The organism is Legionella fairfieldensis ATCC 49588 (assembly GCF_000621525.1).
Lineage (GTDB): Bacteria > Pseudomonadota > Gammaproteobacteria > Legionellales > Legionellaceae > Tatlockia > Tatlockia fairfieldensis.
This window is the reverse complement of sequence record NZ_JHYC01000008.1, coordinates 1-14,830: the sequence shown is the minus strand read 5'-3', so window position 1 is coordinate 14,830 and position 14,830 is coordinate 1. Positions and strand designations below refer to the sequence as shown.

Sequence of the window (14,830 nt, the reverse complement as noted above, 5' to 3'; positions counted from 1 at the left end):
ATTTAAAGCCTAGTTAGAATCTGTAAACATTTCTACTATTTTGGTTTATTTTTTAACACTAATACTGCCTGGGATTACGGCAAGATGAGCGATAATAATATCGCCCTCATTTCAATTTCCGAGTTATATCCTGTAGAAATTTAGCCTTATGAAACTGAAACTAATAGCTGATAATCGTTAGCTAATAAAGCAGCTTGATGAGGAGTGGTGAAAAATGCATTTAATTCACCTTTTGGATTAAAAAGCATGATGGCTCCACTATGTTCTATATCATAATTCGTTGCATCTTCCGAATTAGCCATGGCGACTTTGGTGTATGCGATTCCCATTTCCCGTGTCATTTGTTTTAACATGTTATCATCGCCTCTGGCACCATAAAAATGAGCATTAAACGCTTGAACATAATGCGCTAGCTTATCAAGACTATCTCTGTCCGGGTCCACAGAAATCATAACCACTCGGGGCAACTCTACTCCCTTTTCTTCGAGGAGATGATACATTTTACCCAGCTCAGCCATGGTTGTCGGACATACGTAACCACAACTGGTAAATCCAAAAAACATCATTGTCCAGTGTCCTTGAAGACTGGCGTTATTAAAACTTTTTTTATCAACACCGGTTAGGCTAAAGGTTTTTATTCCTCGTGGTTGTTCAAGCAAAGTACCATTAAACTCACTGGGATCAATTTTCTTTTTCTGGTGAAAATGTTGAGAAATAAATAGACCGGCAATTAAAGCCATGAATGCTATCAACGCTATTACTGTTCGGTTAATATGATTGTTTCGAGTAGACATTTTATCCTCTAGACATAATGATCAATTAATAAAAAAACGAAGAGCATCATTAAATAAATGATAGAAAAACGAAAAGTACGCAGGGCAACGACTGGTTCTGTCGATCGATACAAGATTATCGTCCATTGTAAAAAACGCACTCCTAATAGAACTGCTCCGACCAGATAAAGACCACCACTCATACCCACAATGAAAGGCAGAATACTTACAATCAACAACAGGATTGTATATAAGACTATATTTAATTTAGTGAAAGCAATACCGTGCGTAACAGGCAGCATCGGAATTTCAGCATATTTATATTCTTCAAAACGATAAATAGCAAGCGCCCAAAAATGTGGCGGTGTCCAGGTATAAATAATCAGCACCAAAAGAAGAGCCTGGGGATCAAGCTGATTAGTTACTGCAGTCCAACCCAGCAAAGGGGGTGCCGCACCAGCCAACCCTCCGATAACAATATTTTGCGGTGTTGCACGCTTAAGATAACCCGTATAAATACCTGCATAACCTATAATAGTAACAAAACTGAGAATTGCGGTTAATGTATTAACAAACAGACTCAATATCGTCAGTCCTGCCACAGCCAGAACAAGTGCAAAATAAATAGCCTGACGAACTGAAACCCGGCCGCGCGCTACAGGGCGCTGTTTAGTGCGTGCCATAATTGCGTCAATGCGCTTATCAACCAAATGATTGATAGTTGCTGCAGAACCGGCACAAAAACCAACACCCAGCAAAGAAGCTAACAAAACCGACACAGGTACCCAGCCAGGAGTGGCTAAATACATACCCACTACCACTGTGAGCAGCATGAGAGCGACCACGCGAGGTTTGCAAAGCTCCAGATAATCATGCCAGTTTATTTTCAAACGAGGTTTCATTTCAGCCTGCGTCATAACCTCTCCCTTGACCAAGATAGTGCATTATCACCAGAGTTGCCATCAATAATGCTGCCACCCCATTATGAGCAACTGCAATCCACAGAGGCAATAAATAAATTACATTAATTATACCCAGAGCAAATTGAATAACAACGAGCAGAAAAGCAAATAAGGCAAACAGGCGTAAATTTCGATTATTTACCTTAATTAGTAATAAAAAAGCAAGGATAGAGACATAAGCTGCAGTTATCATGGCCCCTAAACGGTGAATGTATTGAATAGTTATTCGAATATCATTATCGAGTAGCCCCCCCTGATAATTAGCCCCTACCGGTGAAAACAAATTAAACCCCTGTGAAAAATGCAAGGTTGGCAGCCATTGTCCGTTGCATTGTGGAAAACCAATGCAAGCAATGCCAGCGTAGTTTGAACTTACCCATCCACCCAAAGCAATCTGACAAAAGACAATCACAGCGCCTAAAACAATCCAAAAATGCCAGCGCGGCAAATTAACGGGTACAATGGGACTTAATTGCACGCATAAACGACTTAAGCAAGAAAAAATGAGGATTCCTCCCAGCAGATGTCCCATAACAACTACAGGTAATAATTTCAAAGTGACCGTCCACATCCCTAAGGCGGCTTGAAATAAAAGCAAACCCACAAGAATCAAGGGTAATTGCCAGGGCAAACACAGTCCTCGTTTGCGTAATCCAAAAACTGACCCCGCAATAAACAAAATAAAAAGTCCAAGCGTACCCGCGGCATAACGATGAGCCATTTCCGTCCAGGCTTTAGCTGTTTCAATCGGAATCTCAGGATACTGACTTTGGGCAAAGTTTAATGCCTGCTGCGCACCTGGCAATACCATATGACCATAGCAACCCGGCCAATCAGGACAACCCAAACCGGCATCGGTCAAACGAGTGTAGGCACCCAGCATTACTACAAACAAGGCCAAAACTGTGGCTATTATTGCTGCAATCCGTATTATTTTAAGTTGCATTTGTTTAACCGCTCTTCTTTAATAGTTGTTTAATATCATGATAAATATCTTCCGGTTGCGCGGACTCTGTATAGGTTAAGACCAGATAACCCTCTGGATTGGCGATAAATACCTCTGGTTTTGCAGTCAAGAGAGGCAGTTTTGCCTGCATATTCTTTGTCAGACGTAAGACATGAATATCCTGTTCGCCTAACGAATGCATCAGAGCTATTGGCATTTGCGAGGTACCTTTTTCCAAAACCAGCCATTGCTCAATTTCATAAAGATGGCGACCTAATGCCAGACGTACTCTAGCCAGTTTATTAATTTGCTGCAAACAAGCCACTTCACAACCATTGGGACTCCAAAAAATAAGACGCCATTTGTGTTCTTTATCCTCCATGCTCGGAAATAACACGGAGGGATTTAACAATTTTCCTTTATTTGTTGTATTGGAACCAAGCCATTGAGGGTTAAGATAACATAAATAAGCCATAATACCCGGCGTTGCAAAGACCAAAGCCAACAACAGTAAGATTAAATAATTACGTTTAAACAGGTTCATAAGTTTTTTTCAAATTTAATACAATAAAAAGAATGAGTATCAGGGATGCCATGGCAAACCACTGTAAGGCATAGGCATAATGTCGTTCTGGCGACATTGCAACAATGGGCCATTCACGTACAAATCCATCCGATTCCCCTTTGCCAAGGCGAATAATAAACGGATAGACCGATTTATGCAAAAACTGACCTAACATTTTTGTATCAATTCGCTCAATAATGGCTATATTTCCCTCTTTCTTTTCATAAACCTGCCCCAATACCCAATTCCTTTTCGACGGATAATAGGTATAACCAGTCAAATGCAGGTTATGGGCAGGAGTAGCAATAAGGGGCAATGTTTTTCTGCTTACATCACCAATCACCCACCCTCGATCAACTAATATTATCTCGTTGGAGGATAACAATAGAGGACTAAAAACATGATAACCGAATTGGTGCTGATAGTGCTGATTATCCAAAAACAACAGCGCAGGTAAATAATGTCCTTCTACTTTTAAAGGTTGATATTGCTCAGGATTTTTCAGTCCAGGCTTCCAATTCACCGGCACCTGTTGAGCAAGACGGGCCTGTGTTGCCAGCATTCGTTTTTTTTCCGCGGCGCGCGCTAATTGCCAAAAGCCCAGGCGAAAAAAAAGACCCGCTATTAAAAATGTTAACACCAGCATGCGCCAGCCAGGCGTGAAACGGCGGTTAAAACAGGTTAAACTGACCATCTTTATCAATCACTCGCTAAATTAAGAGCAGGAGTATAACAAATGTTCACTAAAGCTATCATCCTTACCGCTATGTTAATTATCTTAATTGCTTTAGGTAGCGGTCTTGTCTTTCTTGTCCGTGATGGTGGACACTCCAAACGCACGGTGAAAGCCTTGACCTGGCGCATTGGTTTATCGCTGATATTGTTTCTTTTTTTGTTTCTGGCATTTAGCGCAGGCTGGATTAAACCGCATGCCCTGTAAGGCAATACTGATAAAAATTAATACGGCCCAGATTTTTGCACTTTAAGAACCGACCATAATTTTTAAGAGTAGTTTAAACAGGAATTATCCAGTCGAACGAAGCATGGGCAAATCTTATCGAATCAGTTAAAACAAAATGAGTTTTTTATGATTAATTACCAGGTAATTTAATCCATGACATAAGTACGATAGTACCTGGCACATAGAAAAAATCTGGCTTATAGTTTAGAAGACATCTTCATGTAATTTTATACAATCCAGGGATGATACTATGTATATTCTTTATTCATTTGGCACACCTAATGGCATTAAACCAACTATTATGCTGGAAGAATTGGCAACACCCTATGAAATTAAATCAATTAACATAGGCGAAGGCGAACAATTCACTCCTGAATTTTTACGTATCTCACCCAATAATAAAATTCCAGTGCTTTATGATGCTGAAAATGATTTTTATTTATTCGAAAGCGTTGCCATTCTTGAATATTTAGCTGAAAAACACGAACAATTTTTACCTCAGGAAATGAAGCCAAAATTTGAAGTGCTTAAATGGTGTTACTTTCAAGTGGGACATATTGGACCTATGTTTGGTCAGTATGGTCATTTTTGCCATTTTGCTTCCAAAAGTATTCCTTACGCTAAAAAACGCTATACTGAAGAGGTGCTTCGTTTAATGGCAGTCATGGATAAACAACTGATGCAGAATAACTATTTTGCAGGGAAAGATTATACCATTGCAGACATGGCTATCTGGCCGTGGCTATATGGCTATGAAAACTTCTATAAAACGGCCATTAATGATCATAAATTTCCTCATTTGGCAGAATGGTATAACACGGTCAGCAAACGCCCTGCGGTGAAAGCAGCGCTTGCTGCATATGATAAAAAATAATCTGACTATTCAAGGGACTTTATGGCAGAAAAAACGCAAGAGATTTTGATCCGCATCAGGCAGGAAAAGCCTGCCATATTAAATATTACCAATTATTATGCGACTTATCTTATTGCGAGTGGATTACGCAGTATAAACGCTTTTCCGATACTTAGTAATGCGGAACAAGAGATAGAAGAGTTATTAACATTAGCCCAATCAGTCGTAATAAATCTGGGAAAACTGGATGATTGTTTTATTAATCTTTGTAACCGTATTTGCCAAATAGCGAACAAAGTCAATAAACCAATCATTTTAGATCCAGTAGGCGCAGGAGCCAGTTGCTATAGAACAAATACAGCCGTTCATCTTATTAAAAATCATAACATTGCCATTATTCGAGCGTATCCCAACGAAATTGCCGGATTACTAAACAGGCCCCTCTCTAGGGATCATAATAATAAAGTTGAGCATGAGGCAGCGATTGAACAGGCAACACTATTATCAAAAAAATACAACGTCGCGGTAGTAATGTCAGGAAGAATTCATGCTGTTATCGATGCGAATCAACTAGCCCAATTTAATTTTGATTCTTCCCTTCTGCAAAAAGTAGCGGGCATCGCCAGTTTACTTTCTTCAATTATTGGTGCTTTTCATGCCATGGAAGAAGAACGTTTCCTGGCAGCCAGTTCCGCTGTTGAATTTTATGCCAATTGCGCAGGACCCGCAACAAGCAGAGCTACAGGGCCTGCTTCTTTTAAAACAGAGCTTATCGATAGGTTATATATTAATTCCTCTGAAGTACGCAACTGGTAACTCTGCTCTTTATTCCTCCAAGTCTTTTTTAAAGTATTTTTATTGCCTTAGTACTAATGACGCACATAACAGAACAGATTCTAAATCTTTGTGCCAAATAAAAAATAAATTAGCTTGACAAGACTGATTTTTACTCTCTACACTTTCGGTTGCCGATGCTGTTACTTTTTAATCACTGCTCGGCATTCATTCATTTGGCTCATTATAAAAGGAACTTTTATGAACAAAGTACAGCTCACCGGCGCAGCATTAGCTGTTGGCGCAGCAACCCTATTTTCAGTAGCTCCAGCATTGGCATCCTCTTCTTCCAGTGATGCATCCACTATGGTTCATTGTAAAGGTGTCAATTCTTGCAAAGGTCAAAGTAGCTGTAAAACCGCTTCCAACTCTTGCAAAGGTCAAAATTCCTGCAAAGGACAAGGTGTTTCCATGATGACTCAAGATCAATGCCAACAAGCCGGTGGCACAATAGACGCCTCGAATACTACAGGCACTGGTAGTGCTCCAGACAGTACTACTCAACAACAATAAATTGAAATCTTAATACCGGACATATTTTAACATGTCCGGTTTTGGTTATTTTATGCACTCTCAAAAAAATGGATTTCCCTATCTTGGTTTTGGGTTAGGTTTACGTTCCGAACATTATGAAACTATTTTACAACAAAAGCCTCCTGTAGACTGGTTTGAAATAATCAGTGAAAATTACCTGATTCCAGGCGGTAAACCCTTGTATTATCTGGATCAGATTCGTGCCCACTACCCTCTTGCCATGCATGGTGTTTCACTCTCACTCGGTAGCACGGATTCATTGGATTATAATTATCTTAAACAATTAAAATCATTGGCAGAACGTATTGAGCCAGTGTGGATTTCGGATCATTTATGCTGGACTGGCATTAATGGCTTAAATATGCATGACTTATTACCTCTACCTTATACTGAAGAAACCATTACTCATGTTGTTTCGCGTATCAATGAGATTCAAGATTACCTGGGGCGCCAGATTTTAATTGAAAACGTTTCAAGTTATCTTACCTTTCTTCAATCAGAAATGACTGAATGGGAATTTATTTCAGAGATTGTTAAACAGGCTGACTGCTATCATTTACTGGATGTCAATAATATCTACGTCAGTGCTGTAAATCATGATTTTCACCCGTTGGATTACATCGAAGCAATAAAACCTGAGCGTGTTGTGCAAATTCATCTTGCAGGTCATTCTAATCAAGGCTGCTACATAATCGACACGCATGATGCGTCCATTGTTCCACCGGTTTGGGATCTTTACGCTAAAACCATTGCCCGATTTGGCCCAATATCTACCATGATAGAACGCGATGACCATATTCCTCCCCTGTCTGAATTATTAATAGAATTAAATCAAGCCAGAAAAATCGGTGAACAAAGTCCCGCGGAAGGACTTGTCTCATGAGAGGTTTACTCAGTCTGCAACATCAATTCCAGGATTACTTATTGAACGGACAGAGGAATATAGAAGAAGATATTGTACGCTCCGAGAAATTATCGGTTGATCAACGTCTGGGCATTTACCTTGATGCCTATCGGTGTCGTTTACTGGATGCCTTGGCCCACAATTTTCCAGTGTTAAATACTTACCTGGGTGGTGATGAATTTCAACGTCTGGGTAATAATTATATTGATCAATATCCCTCCTCCTATCGCTCTATTCGCTGGTATGGTGATGCATTCGCCAGTTATTTATGCAATGACAAAACCAGACCGTATTTGGCAGAATTAGCCGAGTTTGAATGGAAAATGACTCTCGCCTTTGATGCGGCAGACTGTGAGGTTTTAACTATTGAGCAAATGGCAACCATTCCTCCAGAATCCTGGGCCACCACCCGGTTTATTTTTCATCCATCAGTACAGCGTATGAATTTTTTCTGGAACAGTGTAGAGTTATGGCAATCTATCTCCGAAAAACAGACCGTGCTTTTACCCAGCCCAAAATCATCTCTTGCTTCCTGGGTTTTGTGGCGACGAGATTATATCAACCACTTTTACACGTTGGTTGAAGAAGAAGTCTGGGCGCTGGATACTTTAATTCAAGGTTCTACCTTTGCTAAACTCTGCGCAGGTCTTTGCAAATGGCTGAATGAAGAAGACGTTGGCCTGCGAGCAGCCTCTTTGTTAAAAGGATGGATACAATCTGGTTTGATAACAGCAATTAAATGAAATATAGAGAATGAAAAATGGATAGGTACATAAAAAATATGGCGGGTGTTTTACTGATATGTATATATAGTGGTTTGATACAAGGAGCACAACCCACTTTTAGTATCATTCCAATTACACCAACTACCCTGCAACTCTTTCCCAATCAGATTGCAACGGTGAGTTATCAAGTGACCAATAATACTAAAATCATTCGCACCTTAACCATGAGACCTCAAGCTGGCATTAGTCAAAACGTTGTTGGCACAAATGGATGTACTAATCCATTCACTCTGTTTCCCGGACAAACCTGTCTCTTAACCTTGCAAGTCAATGGTGGGCAGTTACCATCTACAGGGTTTATCTTTGGAGGGCCAATAATCTGCAAAACAAAAGGATTGAACGATAATACACCCGATCCTTTTCTTTGCTCACAGCCAAGCCAACAAGCCATTTTACGGGTTACTGCCCTACCTCTGCCTGCCAGTACACTTAGCCTTTCTACCAATACACTTGTATTGGCAGCGCAAGGAATTTTTACAGTAGCATCCGGTGCGGGAGTCAATACATCCAAAGCACGTACCTTGACCATTACTAATCTAGGCAGCGGACCTGCAGAAAATGTGAATTATGTCATCTCGCCCGCCCTGCCGAGTGGAACATCCATATCACCTGCAAGTTGTGGAACCTTGGCACCAGGCGCAACCTGTTTATTAACAATTACTCCTGGTACTGTACCAAGTAGTCCTTCACCTAATGTCCCAACACCTAGTATACTTACTATTCAAGGAAGTAATACAAATCCCCTGGCAGCAAGTATTATTGTTCTGACCTATGGAAATCAATACCAAAATGGTTATGTATTTAGCATTGATGATTCGACGCCTGTTTCAGGTAGTGTAAGTGGTAAAATTGCAGCGCTTGTGGATCAATCACCCTCCAGCGGTATCATCTGGGATTCCAGTAGTGGATGTACTACCCCGCCTTATGATAACTGCATTATTACTAATGCAGACAGTGTAAGCAATGGTTTGAATCAACCTTCACCACCCCCTGGCGGTAATACTTTCCGGATTATTGAAGCCTTAACGGTTAATAATGGTCTGGATCCTTATACCTATGCCGCAGGGCTTTGCAGCGCTCCTATTAATGGTGTTTCAGGCTGGTATTTACCTGCCATTTGCGAAATGGGATATGGCGCGAATCCCGTTTTGGGAGTTAATTGTGGTACAGTAACAAACCCGCTGCAACAAAACATGCAATCTAATTTAATCAATAACCAGAACACTGACATTGCTGGCCTGACTACAGGAGGAGCTGCAACTGATCCTGGTCTTTATTGGAGTTCTACTGAAACAGCCTCTTCTCCGCAAGAGAGTGCCTGGTTTAACGCCTTCTCTACCAATAGTTCCAGTGCTTCTCAGGTTTTTGTTTTGAAAGGATTTATTATTTTTGGTGTACGTTGTATCCGAATTTTTTCTTAAATGGAAATACTGCGAGCGATATAAGACTTTATATCGCTCGATGAATATTATTTACGCACAATCAACCCATTTTGCACCCCTTTAACACCGGGTACATTCGCTGCCAAATTACCAGCAGTATCACTTTGGCGAATTGTTTTTACATAACCATTTAAAAAGACCACTCCTTTTTGAGTTTCAACTTGAATACGAAGATTAGAGAGTTCTTCACTGTTTATTAGTGCAGAATTAACAGAAGAAGTAAGGGCTTGATCGGAAGAAAACGAATTAAAAAAATTCATATTACTCGCTTTCTGACAACCAGCCAACAAAGCAACCCCTATAATTATTAAACTGAACAGGTACGATTTTCTCATGAGTTTTTCCTCTTTTTGTTTCTGATGGCTGACCTTAACACGACTTGTTCCTGATTTCTAACTGTCAGACAAATTTCTGGTCAGCAACGCCCTTAAACGCTCAATCTCGGTCATTAATTCCAAAGCAAGTCCTGCGCCAGCTAAATTAACCCCCAAATCCCGATTTAATTGTAATACCGTGCGGATACGGCGTATTGCTTCATTATCAAATAACCATTCATCTTTTTCATCTTTTTTTACGGTAATAATTCCTTCATTAATAATTTCTGTGACTATCTCCGTAGACACGCCAAAGGAAGAAGTAACCTCACGCAATGACAGAAAAAACCATTCTTCACACTCTGCTGTGAGAGGTTCTTTTTTATGTTCAACCATTGCTCACTCCTAGTTTTTCCCGTGGATTAAAATGAACAGTATTAGCCAGTTGCGTATACAATCTGGCTACCTCCGGATCGTCTGTCTGAGGAATAACAATCTCAAGACTAATATATTGATCCCCCGGTGGGTTGCCAGGTAAACCTCTACCTTTAAGACGCATCTGTTTACCCGTCTGAGAACCTTTTGGAATTTTTAACTTCACAGGTCCTGCAAGCGTAGGAACCTGAATAGTGGCTCCCAGAGCGGCTTCCCAGGGAGATACAGGAATTTTTAAATAAATATCTTTTTTTTGTAAATGAAACCAGGGATGCGGGTTAATGTTAATTTCGATATATAAATCCCCGGCATGGTGATGAGCACCTTTTCCACCTTGCCCTTTTAAACGAATTTGCTGTTTATCACCAATCCCTTTTGGAATTTTTACCTTGATAGCCCGAACACGATCATCCACATTACCCTGACTATCGATAACAGGAATTTGTAATTGCAACGTTTTTTCCGCACCTTGAAAACTATCTTCCAGACTAATAGTTAATTTGGCATGAATATCCTGCCCCTGATCATAAAAAGAACTATATTGCTGATGATAACGCTCTCGAAAGATACTATTAAGAAAATCCTCAAAATCAGCAGCCTGGCTTTCGTCAGCCTGTTGGTAGTGCTGTTTTTTCGTATAAGGATTCGCCCCCTGCTCTTTCCAATACTCACCATATTGGTCGTATTTAGCACGTTTTTCAGGATCACGTAACACGTCATAGGCTTCACCCAGTTCTTTAAATTTAGCTTCGGCGTTTTCCTCTTTACTTACATCCGGATGGTATTTGCGTGCAAGTTTGCGATAAGAACGTTTAATTTCTTCCTGGCTTGCGCCACGATCAAGCCCCATTATTTTATAGTAATCTTTATATTCCATGACTGATTTTTTTAGTTGCTTTATTCATTTTGGGTGAAGACAAGGAAATTTGTCAATTTACAACACGCCAATTTTCTGCGTTTAGGACACAAAATAGCTCTCGCCAGGATTAAGAATACTGATAGCTCGTGCTGCTAACATTAAAATAATAGTGAGCGAGATTAAAGATTGTATCATACACACACATTTTGCCCAGCGAGTTAACACTGGAGTATCGGTAGGAGAAAAAGCCGCTGTGGTGTTAAATGATAAAAATAAATAGTCGATAAAGTTTGGCACCCAATTTCTTACGGAATCAGGAATAGCTGATTCTTTTTCAGCCAATAACATTTGCGTTTGTGGAAATAAAAAGGCCGTAATACCTTTGTTTTCTCTTAATTCTCTCCGACTTGGCCCCCCGGCATCAAGACTCCAGTACCATAAAGCAAAAACGAAAATATTCGTACACCATAATATTATCGAAGAAATAAGTAAATGCTTAGGACCTATATGGCCATGCATCGTAGCGAAAACCAAACGGCTAACTGACATAACAGTATAAATGGTGATCAAAATATTCACGCTTAAAAAGAGAAAGCGAGTGATTCGAAGATGTTTACGCCAGTGGGTTACCATGATGGGTATGATAAGAAGAGTAACCAAACCAATCATTAAACCCCGTGGTCCCCAATAAAATATTTTGGGCAGCGCCTCATACAATAAAGCGACAATAATCAGAGCAAGCCATGCAGGCCAGCGCGCATTAAAGCTTTTCATTCGACTGTATTTTATCGGGGGTCTTTCTTTCATAATAAGAAAAATCTCTTTCTGATTAGCATTAGTAGCATAACTAAAAACAGGCCAATGAGCGACTATTTTATGTCAGACTCTTCTCGAATTATGTTATAGTTTTTTGATAGTCTCATTCAGCATGGAGTTGCTCATCATGAACAATCGTTACTCTGGAGTAATAACCCGATTTCTTCGTAATGACGAGCGCCTGATTCTTTCAGAGGAAAAAGAGATGCCTTTGGTTATTGAAGCCAACGGTGCTAATGACCTTGAATTCCTGCAACGCTTCCTTGCTTCTCATTATGAGAGTATTTTAAATGATTTGTCAATTTATGGTGCAGTTCTATTAAGAGGTTTTGATGTTCATTCAGACGAAGACTTTGAAAAAACCGTAACCACTATCCCTGGCTTACGAGGAATAAGTGACGCGTTCATGTCGGAAGAAGGGCGAATTCATGCGAGTAACTTAAAGTTTGTTTTATACACAAATGCAATTTATAAAACAGGAGGAACCTTATATTTAGGAGGATTTCATACTGAAAATTACTACACACCTGATGTGCCTAGTTATATTGCCTTCTGCTGTCATAAACCGTCTCTTCTTGGAGGCGAAACTGGATTGATTAATACCGAGAAACTCTATCAAAGTTTGGACCCTTCACTAACAGAGCGCTTGGAAAAAAATACCTGGTTTGTAGCAAAATGGCTCGTTTCGGAAGCAGCTGAACGATATAAAATTGCCCCAGAAACCGTGGAAAAAATAGCGATGCAATTTGATCTTCCAGTTGTCGGCGATAAAGACAAATTTATTCTAATGTATAAACCCAGTGTTTTACTACATCCTGTGACACAAAAAAAAGCATTACAAATTAATCTGTTTGAAATTCCTTCTCTTAATGCAGAATTGCGAAAGTCTTTTATGCAAGACTACCAGGGAAAGACTTGGTTTTGGCACCGCTTTGTGTGGAAGTTACCTTCTTTTGTGTTTCATTTTCTGGAATCTTTTTACGTGATGTTGGCCTCTTTTTTTTATTCACCTAAAGAATCACTTCATCTCTTAAGATCCAAATGGATGATCCACAGAGCACAAAAGAAGCTACCATCTTTCAATAACATTAAAGTAGGAAGCTGTTTCAACAAAAAAGACATTCAGAAATTAGCTAAATCAATGCGAAACCATTACTCTTCTTTTTTATGGAAAAAAGGCGATATTTTATTAGTCGATAATAGAAAAGTCATGCACGCAGGCATGCCAGGTTCAGGACCCCGGCTGGTAAGAGCGCTTATTTGTAATCCCATTGACATGCAGTACTCTTTTTTAAAACCAGGATACCTCCCTTCTAAAGAACGTGTAACAGAAACCATTGGGTTTTACATGACGACAGGCAATCTGCCTGATAGCTAAGACAATAATATAGTGATTACTGAATAAGTATTATTAACAATACATGTTGTTAATTTAACAAACAAACATTATAATTTAATAACTATGTTGTTATTATAGGTTCACTATGTTACAGGATAATATACAAAAATTATACAGCAATGACCCTTCTATATGGAAAAAAGCATTACATAACCTAGCCAAACTTAAAGATTTTTCCTCTCTTTCTGAAATTAATATTCAACATATTTTTGAGGGAATTTCAAATTTAATTGAAAATGTTGGCAATAATGACTTCCAGGAAGAAATTAATGAGGATTTTTATAAGGTAATGGAATTTATAGCTCCCTATCTCACTGATGAACAAGTAGATACTTACCTCGAATTAGTAACTCGTTCCAGAGATAGCTCCAAGTTCCTCTATGGGGACGATAGGGTAGTAGTAGATGGGGCAGTAGATTCCATGATTATAGAGTATCATCGAATAATGGTGAAGACTTTGATTTTATTCGTTCCTCGAATTAAAAAATTAACAAAAAATGACCTTAAAGATGACATACACGATTCAACAGATATTATAAATTTCGCTGCGCTGGTATCCACTTTAACCCCTGATGAAATCAGGGATAAATTAAATAAATATTACCCGACAGAAGAGTTTTATGCTTTGGCTGGACTAACAGATAAAAAATATTTAGAGGGTACTAAAATTAAATTGCCAAAGCTAAACAAAGAGCAGATTACAGCAGTTTTTGAAAGCGCTCTCCGCGAGTTAAATGTCAGCTTGGAAAGGGAAAATACACCACAGGAGGAGTGGATAGCTACTATTGATGGTACTTACGCGGCAGCTTATACCTTATTAAATTTGATTCCTTCTCTTACTAAAGAACAAATTAAGTTAGCTCAACCTCAAGTCCTGAGAATACTTAACCTTAGTAAGGATGAGATACCTGAGCAGTTTGAACCTCTGCTAGCTTTCATGCGAGCGACAGTTGACATTAAATTTCAAAAAAAGAATAGCAGGTTCTTTTCTCAAGTAGAGCCAGAATATGATGAAAATGTGTTGATCAAAACACCAAAACTGAAGGGTTGATAATTTCTTTTAAAACTGCAAGCCTTCTAGTAAGTTAGAAGATTTGTTCTATTCAAAAATATAGTTTTTCAACAACGTTGCAACTGACACTCAAAACAATACTGATTATTATGATGGTCGCCATTCCCAAAAAATATTTAAGGCATTAAGAAGGGGGGTTTCTAGACAGTGCAAAATGAAAAAGTCATATAATTTACCAAATTGATTCAACAATAATCATCAACTAGGGTATAATAACCTTGTTTTATTCTTACAGAGTGATGTAAAGCATGTCTAACGAAGAAGCTCCCTTTTTATCGACAGTCGGTTTCAACAAATTGGTGAGCTTGGGAGTCAAGCCTGAGGTACTCATTGCGGCAAGACTACAAGAGCAAAATTATCAGCCGCTGTATTCACG

Annotated in this window: 18 protein-coding genes; 9 read left to right on the top strand and 9 right to left on the bottom strand. The window is 39.3% G+C overall.

Annotated elements, in window-relative coordinates; genetic code table 11:
* Positions 1 to 146: 146 nt before the first annotated feature.
* From T345_RS0102460 to T345_RS0102440, 5 genes are read right to left on the bottom strand one after another with little or no spacing between them, the layout of a single operon-like run.
* Positions 147 to 794, bottom strand: a complete 648-nt coding sequence (locus tag T345_RS0102460; protein WP_028387950.1) for an SCO family protein — start codon at positions 792 to 794, stop codon at positions 147 to 149.
* Between the two features lie 8 nt (positions 795 to 802).
* A complete protein-coding gene (cyoE, locus tag T345_RS0102455; RefSeq protein WP_028387949.1) occupies positions 803 to 1,690 on the bottom strand; it encodes a heme o synthase in 888 nt (295 codons plus the stop codon).
* The gene (locus tag T345_RS0102450; RefSeq protein WP_028387948.1) at positions 1,677 to 2,681 is read right to left on the bottom strand and encodes a COX15/CtaA family protein; all 1,005 of its coding nucleotides are present in this window, start codon (positions 2,679 to 2,681) and stop codon (positions 1,677 to 1,679) included. Before T345_RS0102450 ends, cyoE begins: the two co-directional genes overlap by 14 nt.
* A 4-nt stretch (positions 2,682 to 2,685) precedes the next feature.
* Positions 2,686 to 3,225, bottom strand: coding sequence for a hypothetical protein (locus T345_RS0102445; protein WP_028387947.1), 540 nt, complete (start codon positions 3,223 to 3,225; stop codon positions 2,686 to 2,688).
* Positions 3,212 to 3,940, bottom strand: a complete 729-nt coding sequence (locus T345_RS0102440) for an SURF1 family protein (RefSeq protein WP_028387946.1) — start codon at positions 3,938 to 3,940, stop codon at positions 3,212 to 3,214. The genes T345_RS0102445 and T345_RS0102440 overlap by 14 nt, the downstream gene beginning before the upstream one ends.
* Positions 3,941 to 3,982: 42 nt before the next feature.
* On the opposite strand from T345_RS0102440, the gene T345_RS0102435 reads away from it, so the two are divergent.
* The 7 genes from T345_RS0102435 to T345_RS0102405 all read left to right on the top strand — a co-directional run bounded on the left by T345_RS0102435 (position 3,983) and on the right by T345_RS0102405 (position 9,538).
* Positions 3,983 to 4,186, top strand: a complete 204-nt coding sequence (locus tag T345_RS0102435; protein WP_028387945.1) for a twin transmembrane helix small protein — start codon at positions 3,983 to 3,985, stop codon at positions 4,184 to 4,186.
* A 271-nt stretch (positions 4,187 to 4,457) separates the two neighbouring features.
* Positions 4,458 to 5,081: a glutathione S-transferase N-terminal domain-containing protein gene (locus T345_RS0102430; RefSeq protein ID WP_028387944.1), complete on the top strand. Its 624-nt coding sequence runs from the start codon at positions 4,458 to 4,460 to the stop codon at positions 5,079 to 5,081.
* A 21-nt stretch (positions 5,082 to 5,102) separates the two neighbouring features.
* On the top strand, positions 5,103 to 5,876 hold the full coding sequence (gene thiM / locus T345_RS0102425) for a hydroxyethylthiazole kinase (RefSeq protein ID WP_028387943.1): 774 nt from the start codon (positions 5,103 to 5,105) through the stop codon (positions 5,874 to 5,876).
* Positions 5,877 to 6,095: 219 nt separating this feature from the next.
* On the top strand, positions 6,096 to 6,407 hold the full coding sequence (gene bufA2 / locus T345_RS13335; protein WP_051555095.1) for a BufA2 family periplasmic bufferin-type metallophore: 312 nt from the start codon (positions 6,096 to 6,098) through the stop codon (positions 6,405 to 6,407).
* Positions 6,408 to 6,459: 52 nt separating this feature from the next.
* On the top strand, positions 6,460 to 7,311 hold the full coding sequence (gene bufB, locus T345_RS0102415; RefSeq protein ID WP_028387942.1) for an MNIO family bufferin maturase: 852 nt from the start codon (positions 6,460 to 6,462) through the stop codon (positions 7,309 to 7,311).
* Positions 7,308 to 8,075, top strand: a complete 768-nt coding sequence (locus T345_RS0102410; protein ID WP_028387941.1) for an HvfC/BufC N-terminal domain-containing protein — start codon at positions 7,308 to 7,310, stop codon at positions 8,073 to 8,075. The genes bufB and T345_RS0102410 overlap by 4 nt, the downstream gene beginning before the upstream one ends.
* Positions 8,076 to 8,092: 17 nt before the next feature.
* Positions 8,093 to 9,538 (top strand): DUF1566 domain-containing protein, encoded by a 1,446-nt coding sequence (locus T345_RS0102405; RefSeq protein WP_131777714.1) that lies wholly within the window; start codon positions 8,093 to 8,095, stop codon positions 9,536 to 9,538.
* 47 nt (positions 9,539 to 9,585) lie between these two features.
* Here T345_RS0102405 and T345_RS0102400 read toward each other — a convergent pair whose 3' ends face one another.
* The 4 genes from T345_RS0102400 to T345_RS0102385 all read right to left on the bottom strand — a co-directional run bounded on the left by T345_RS0102400 (position 9,586) and on the right by T345_RS0102385 (position 11,974).
* Positions 9,586 to 9,894 carry a BON domain-containing protein gene (locus T345_RS0102400; RefSeq protein WP_028387939.1) on the bottom strand — a complete coding sequence of 103 codons (309 nt, stop codon included), beginning with the start codon at positions 9,892 to 9,894 and terminating at the stop codon, positions 9,586 to 9,588.
* Between the two features lie 57 nt (positions 9,895 to 9,951).
* Entirely contained in the window at positions 9,952 to 10,269 is a 318-nt protein-coding gene (locus tag T345_RS0102395) for a chaperone modulator CbpM (protein ID WP_028387938.1), read from the bottom strand.
* Positions 10,262 to 11,185, bottom strand: coding sequence for a DnaJ C-terminal domain-containing protein (locus T345_RS0102390; protein WP_028387937.1), 924 nt, complete (start codon positions 11,183 to 11,185; stop codon positions 10,262 to 10,264). Before T345_RS0102390 ends, T345_RS0102395 begins: the two co-directional genes overlap by 8 nt.
* Positions 11,186 to 11,266: 81 nt before the next feature.
* Positions 11,267 to 11,974 (bottom strand): hypothetical protein, encoded by a 708-nt coding sequence (locus T345_RS0102385; protein ID WP_242604563.1) that lies wholly within the window; start codon positions 11,972 to 11,974, stop codon positions 11,267 to 11,269.
* 136 nt (positions 11,975 to 12,110) lie between these two features.
* On the opposite strand from T345_RS0102385, the gene T345_RS0102380 reads away from it, so the two are divergent.
* Both T345_RS0102380 and T345_RS0102375 read left to right on the top strand, forming a co-directional pair.
* Positions 12,111 to 13,361 carry a TauD/TfdA family dioxygenase gene (locus tag T345_RS0102380; protein WP_028387935.1) on the top strand — a complete coding sequence of 417 codons (1,251 nt, stop codon included), beginning with the start codon at positions 12,111 to 12,113 and terminating at the stop codon, positions 13,359 to 13,361.
* A gap of 106 nt (positions 13,362 to 13,467) precedes the next feature.
* On the top strand, positions 13,468 to 14,433 hold the full coding sequence (locus T345_RS0102375; RefSeq protein ID WP_028387934.1) for a hypothetical protein: 966 nt from the start codon (positions 13,468 to 13,470) through the stop codon (positions 14,431 to 14,433).
* The last annotated feature ends 397 nt before the right edge of the window (positions 14,434 to 14,830 follow it).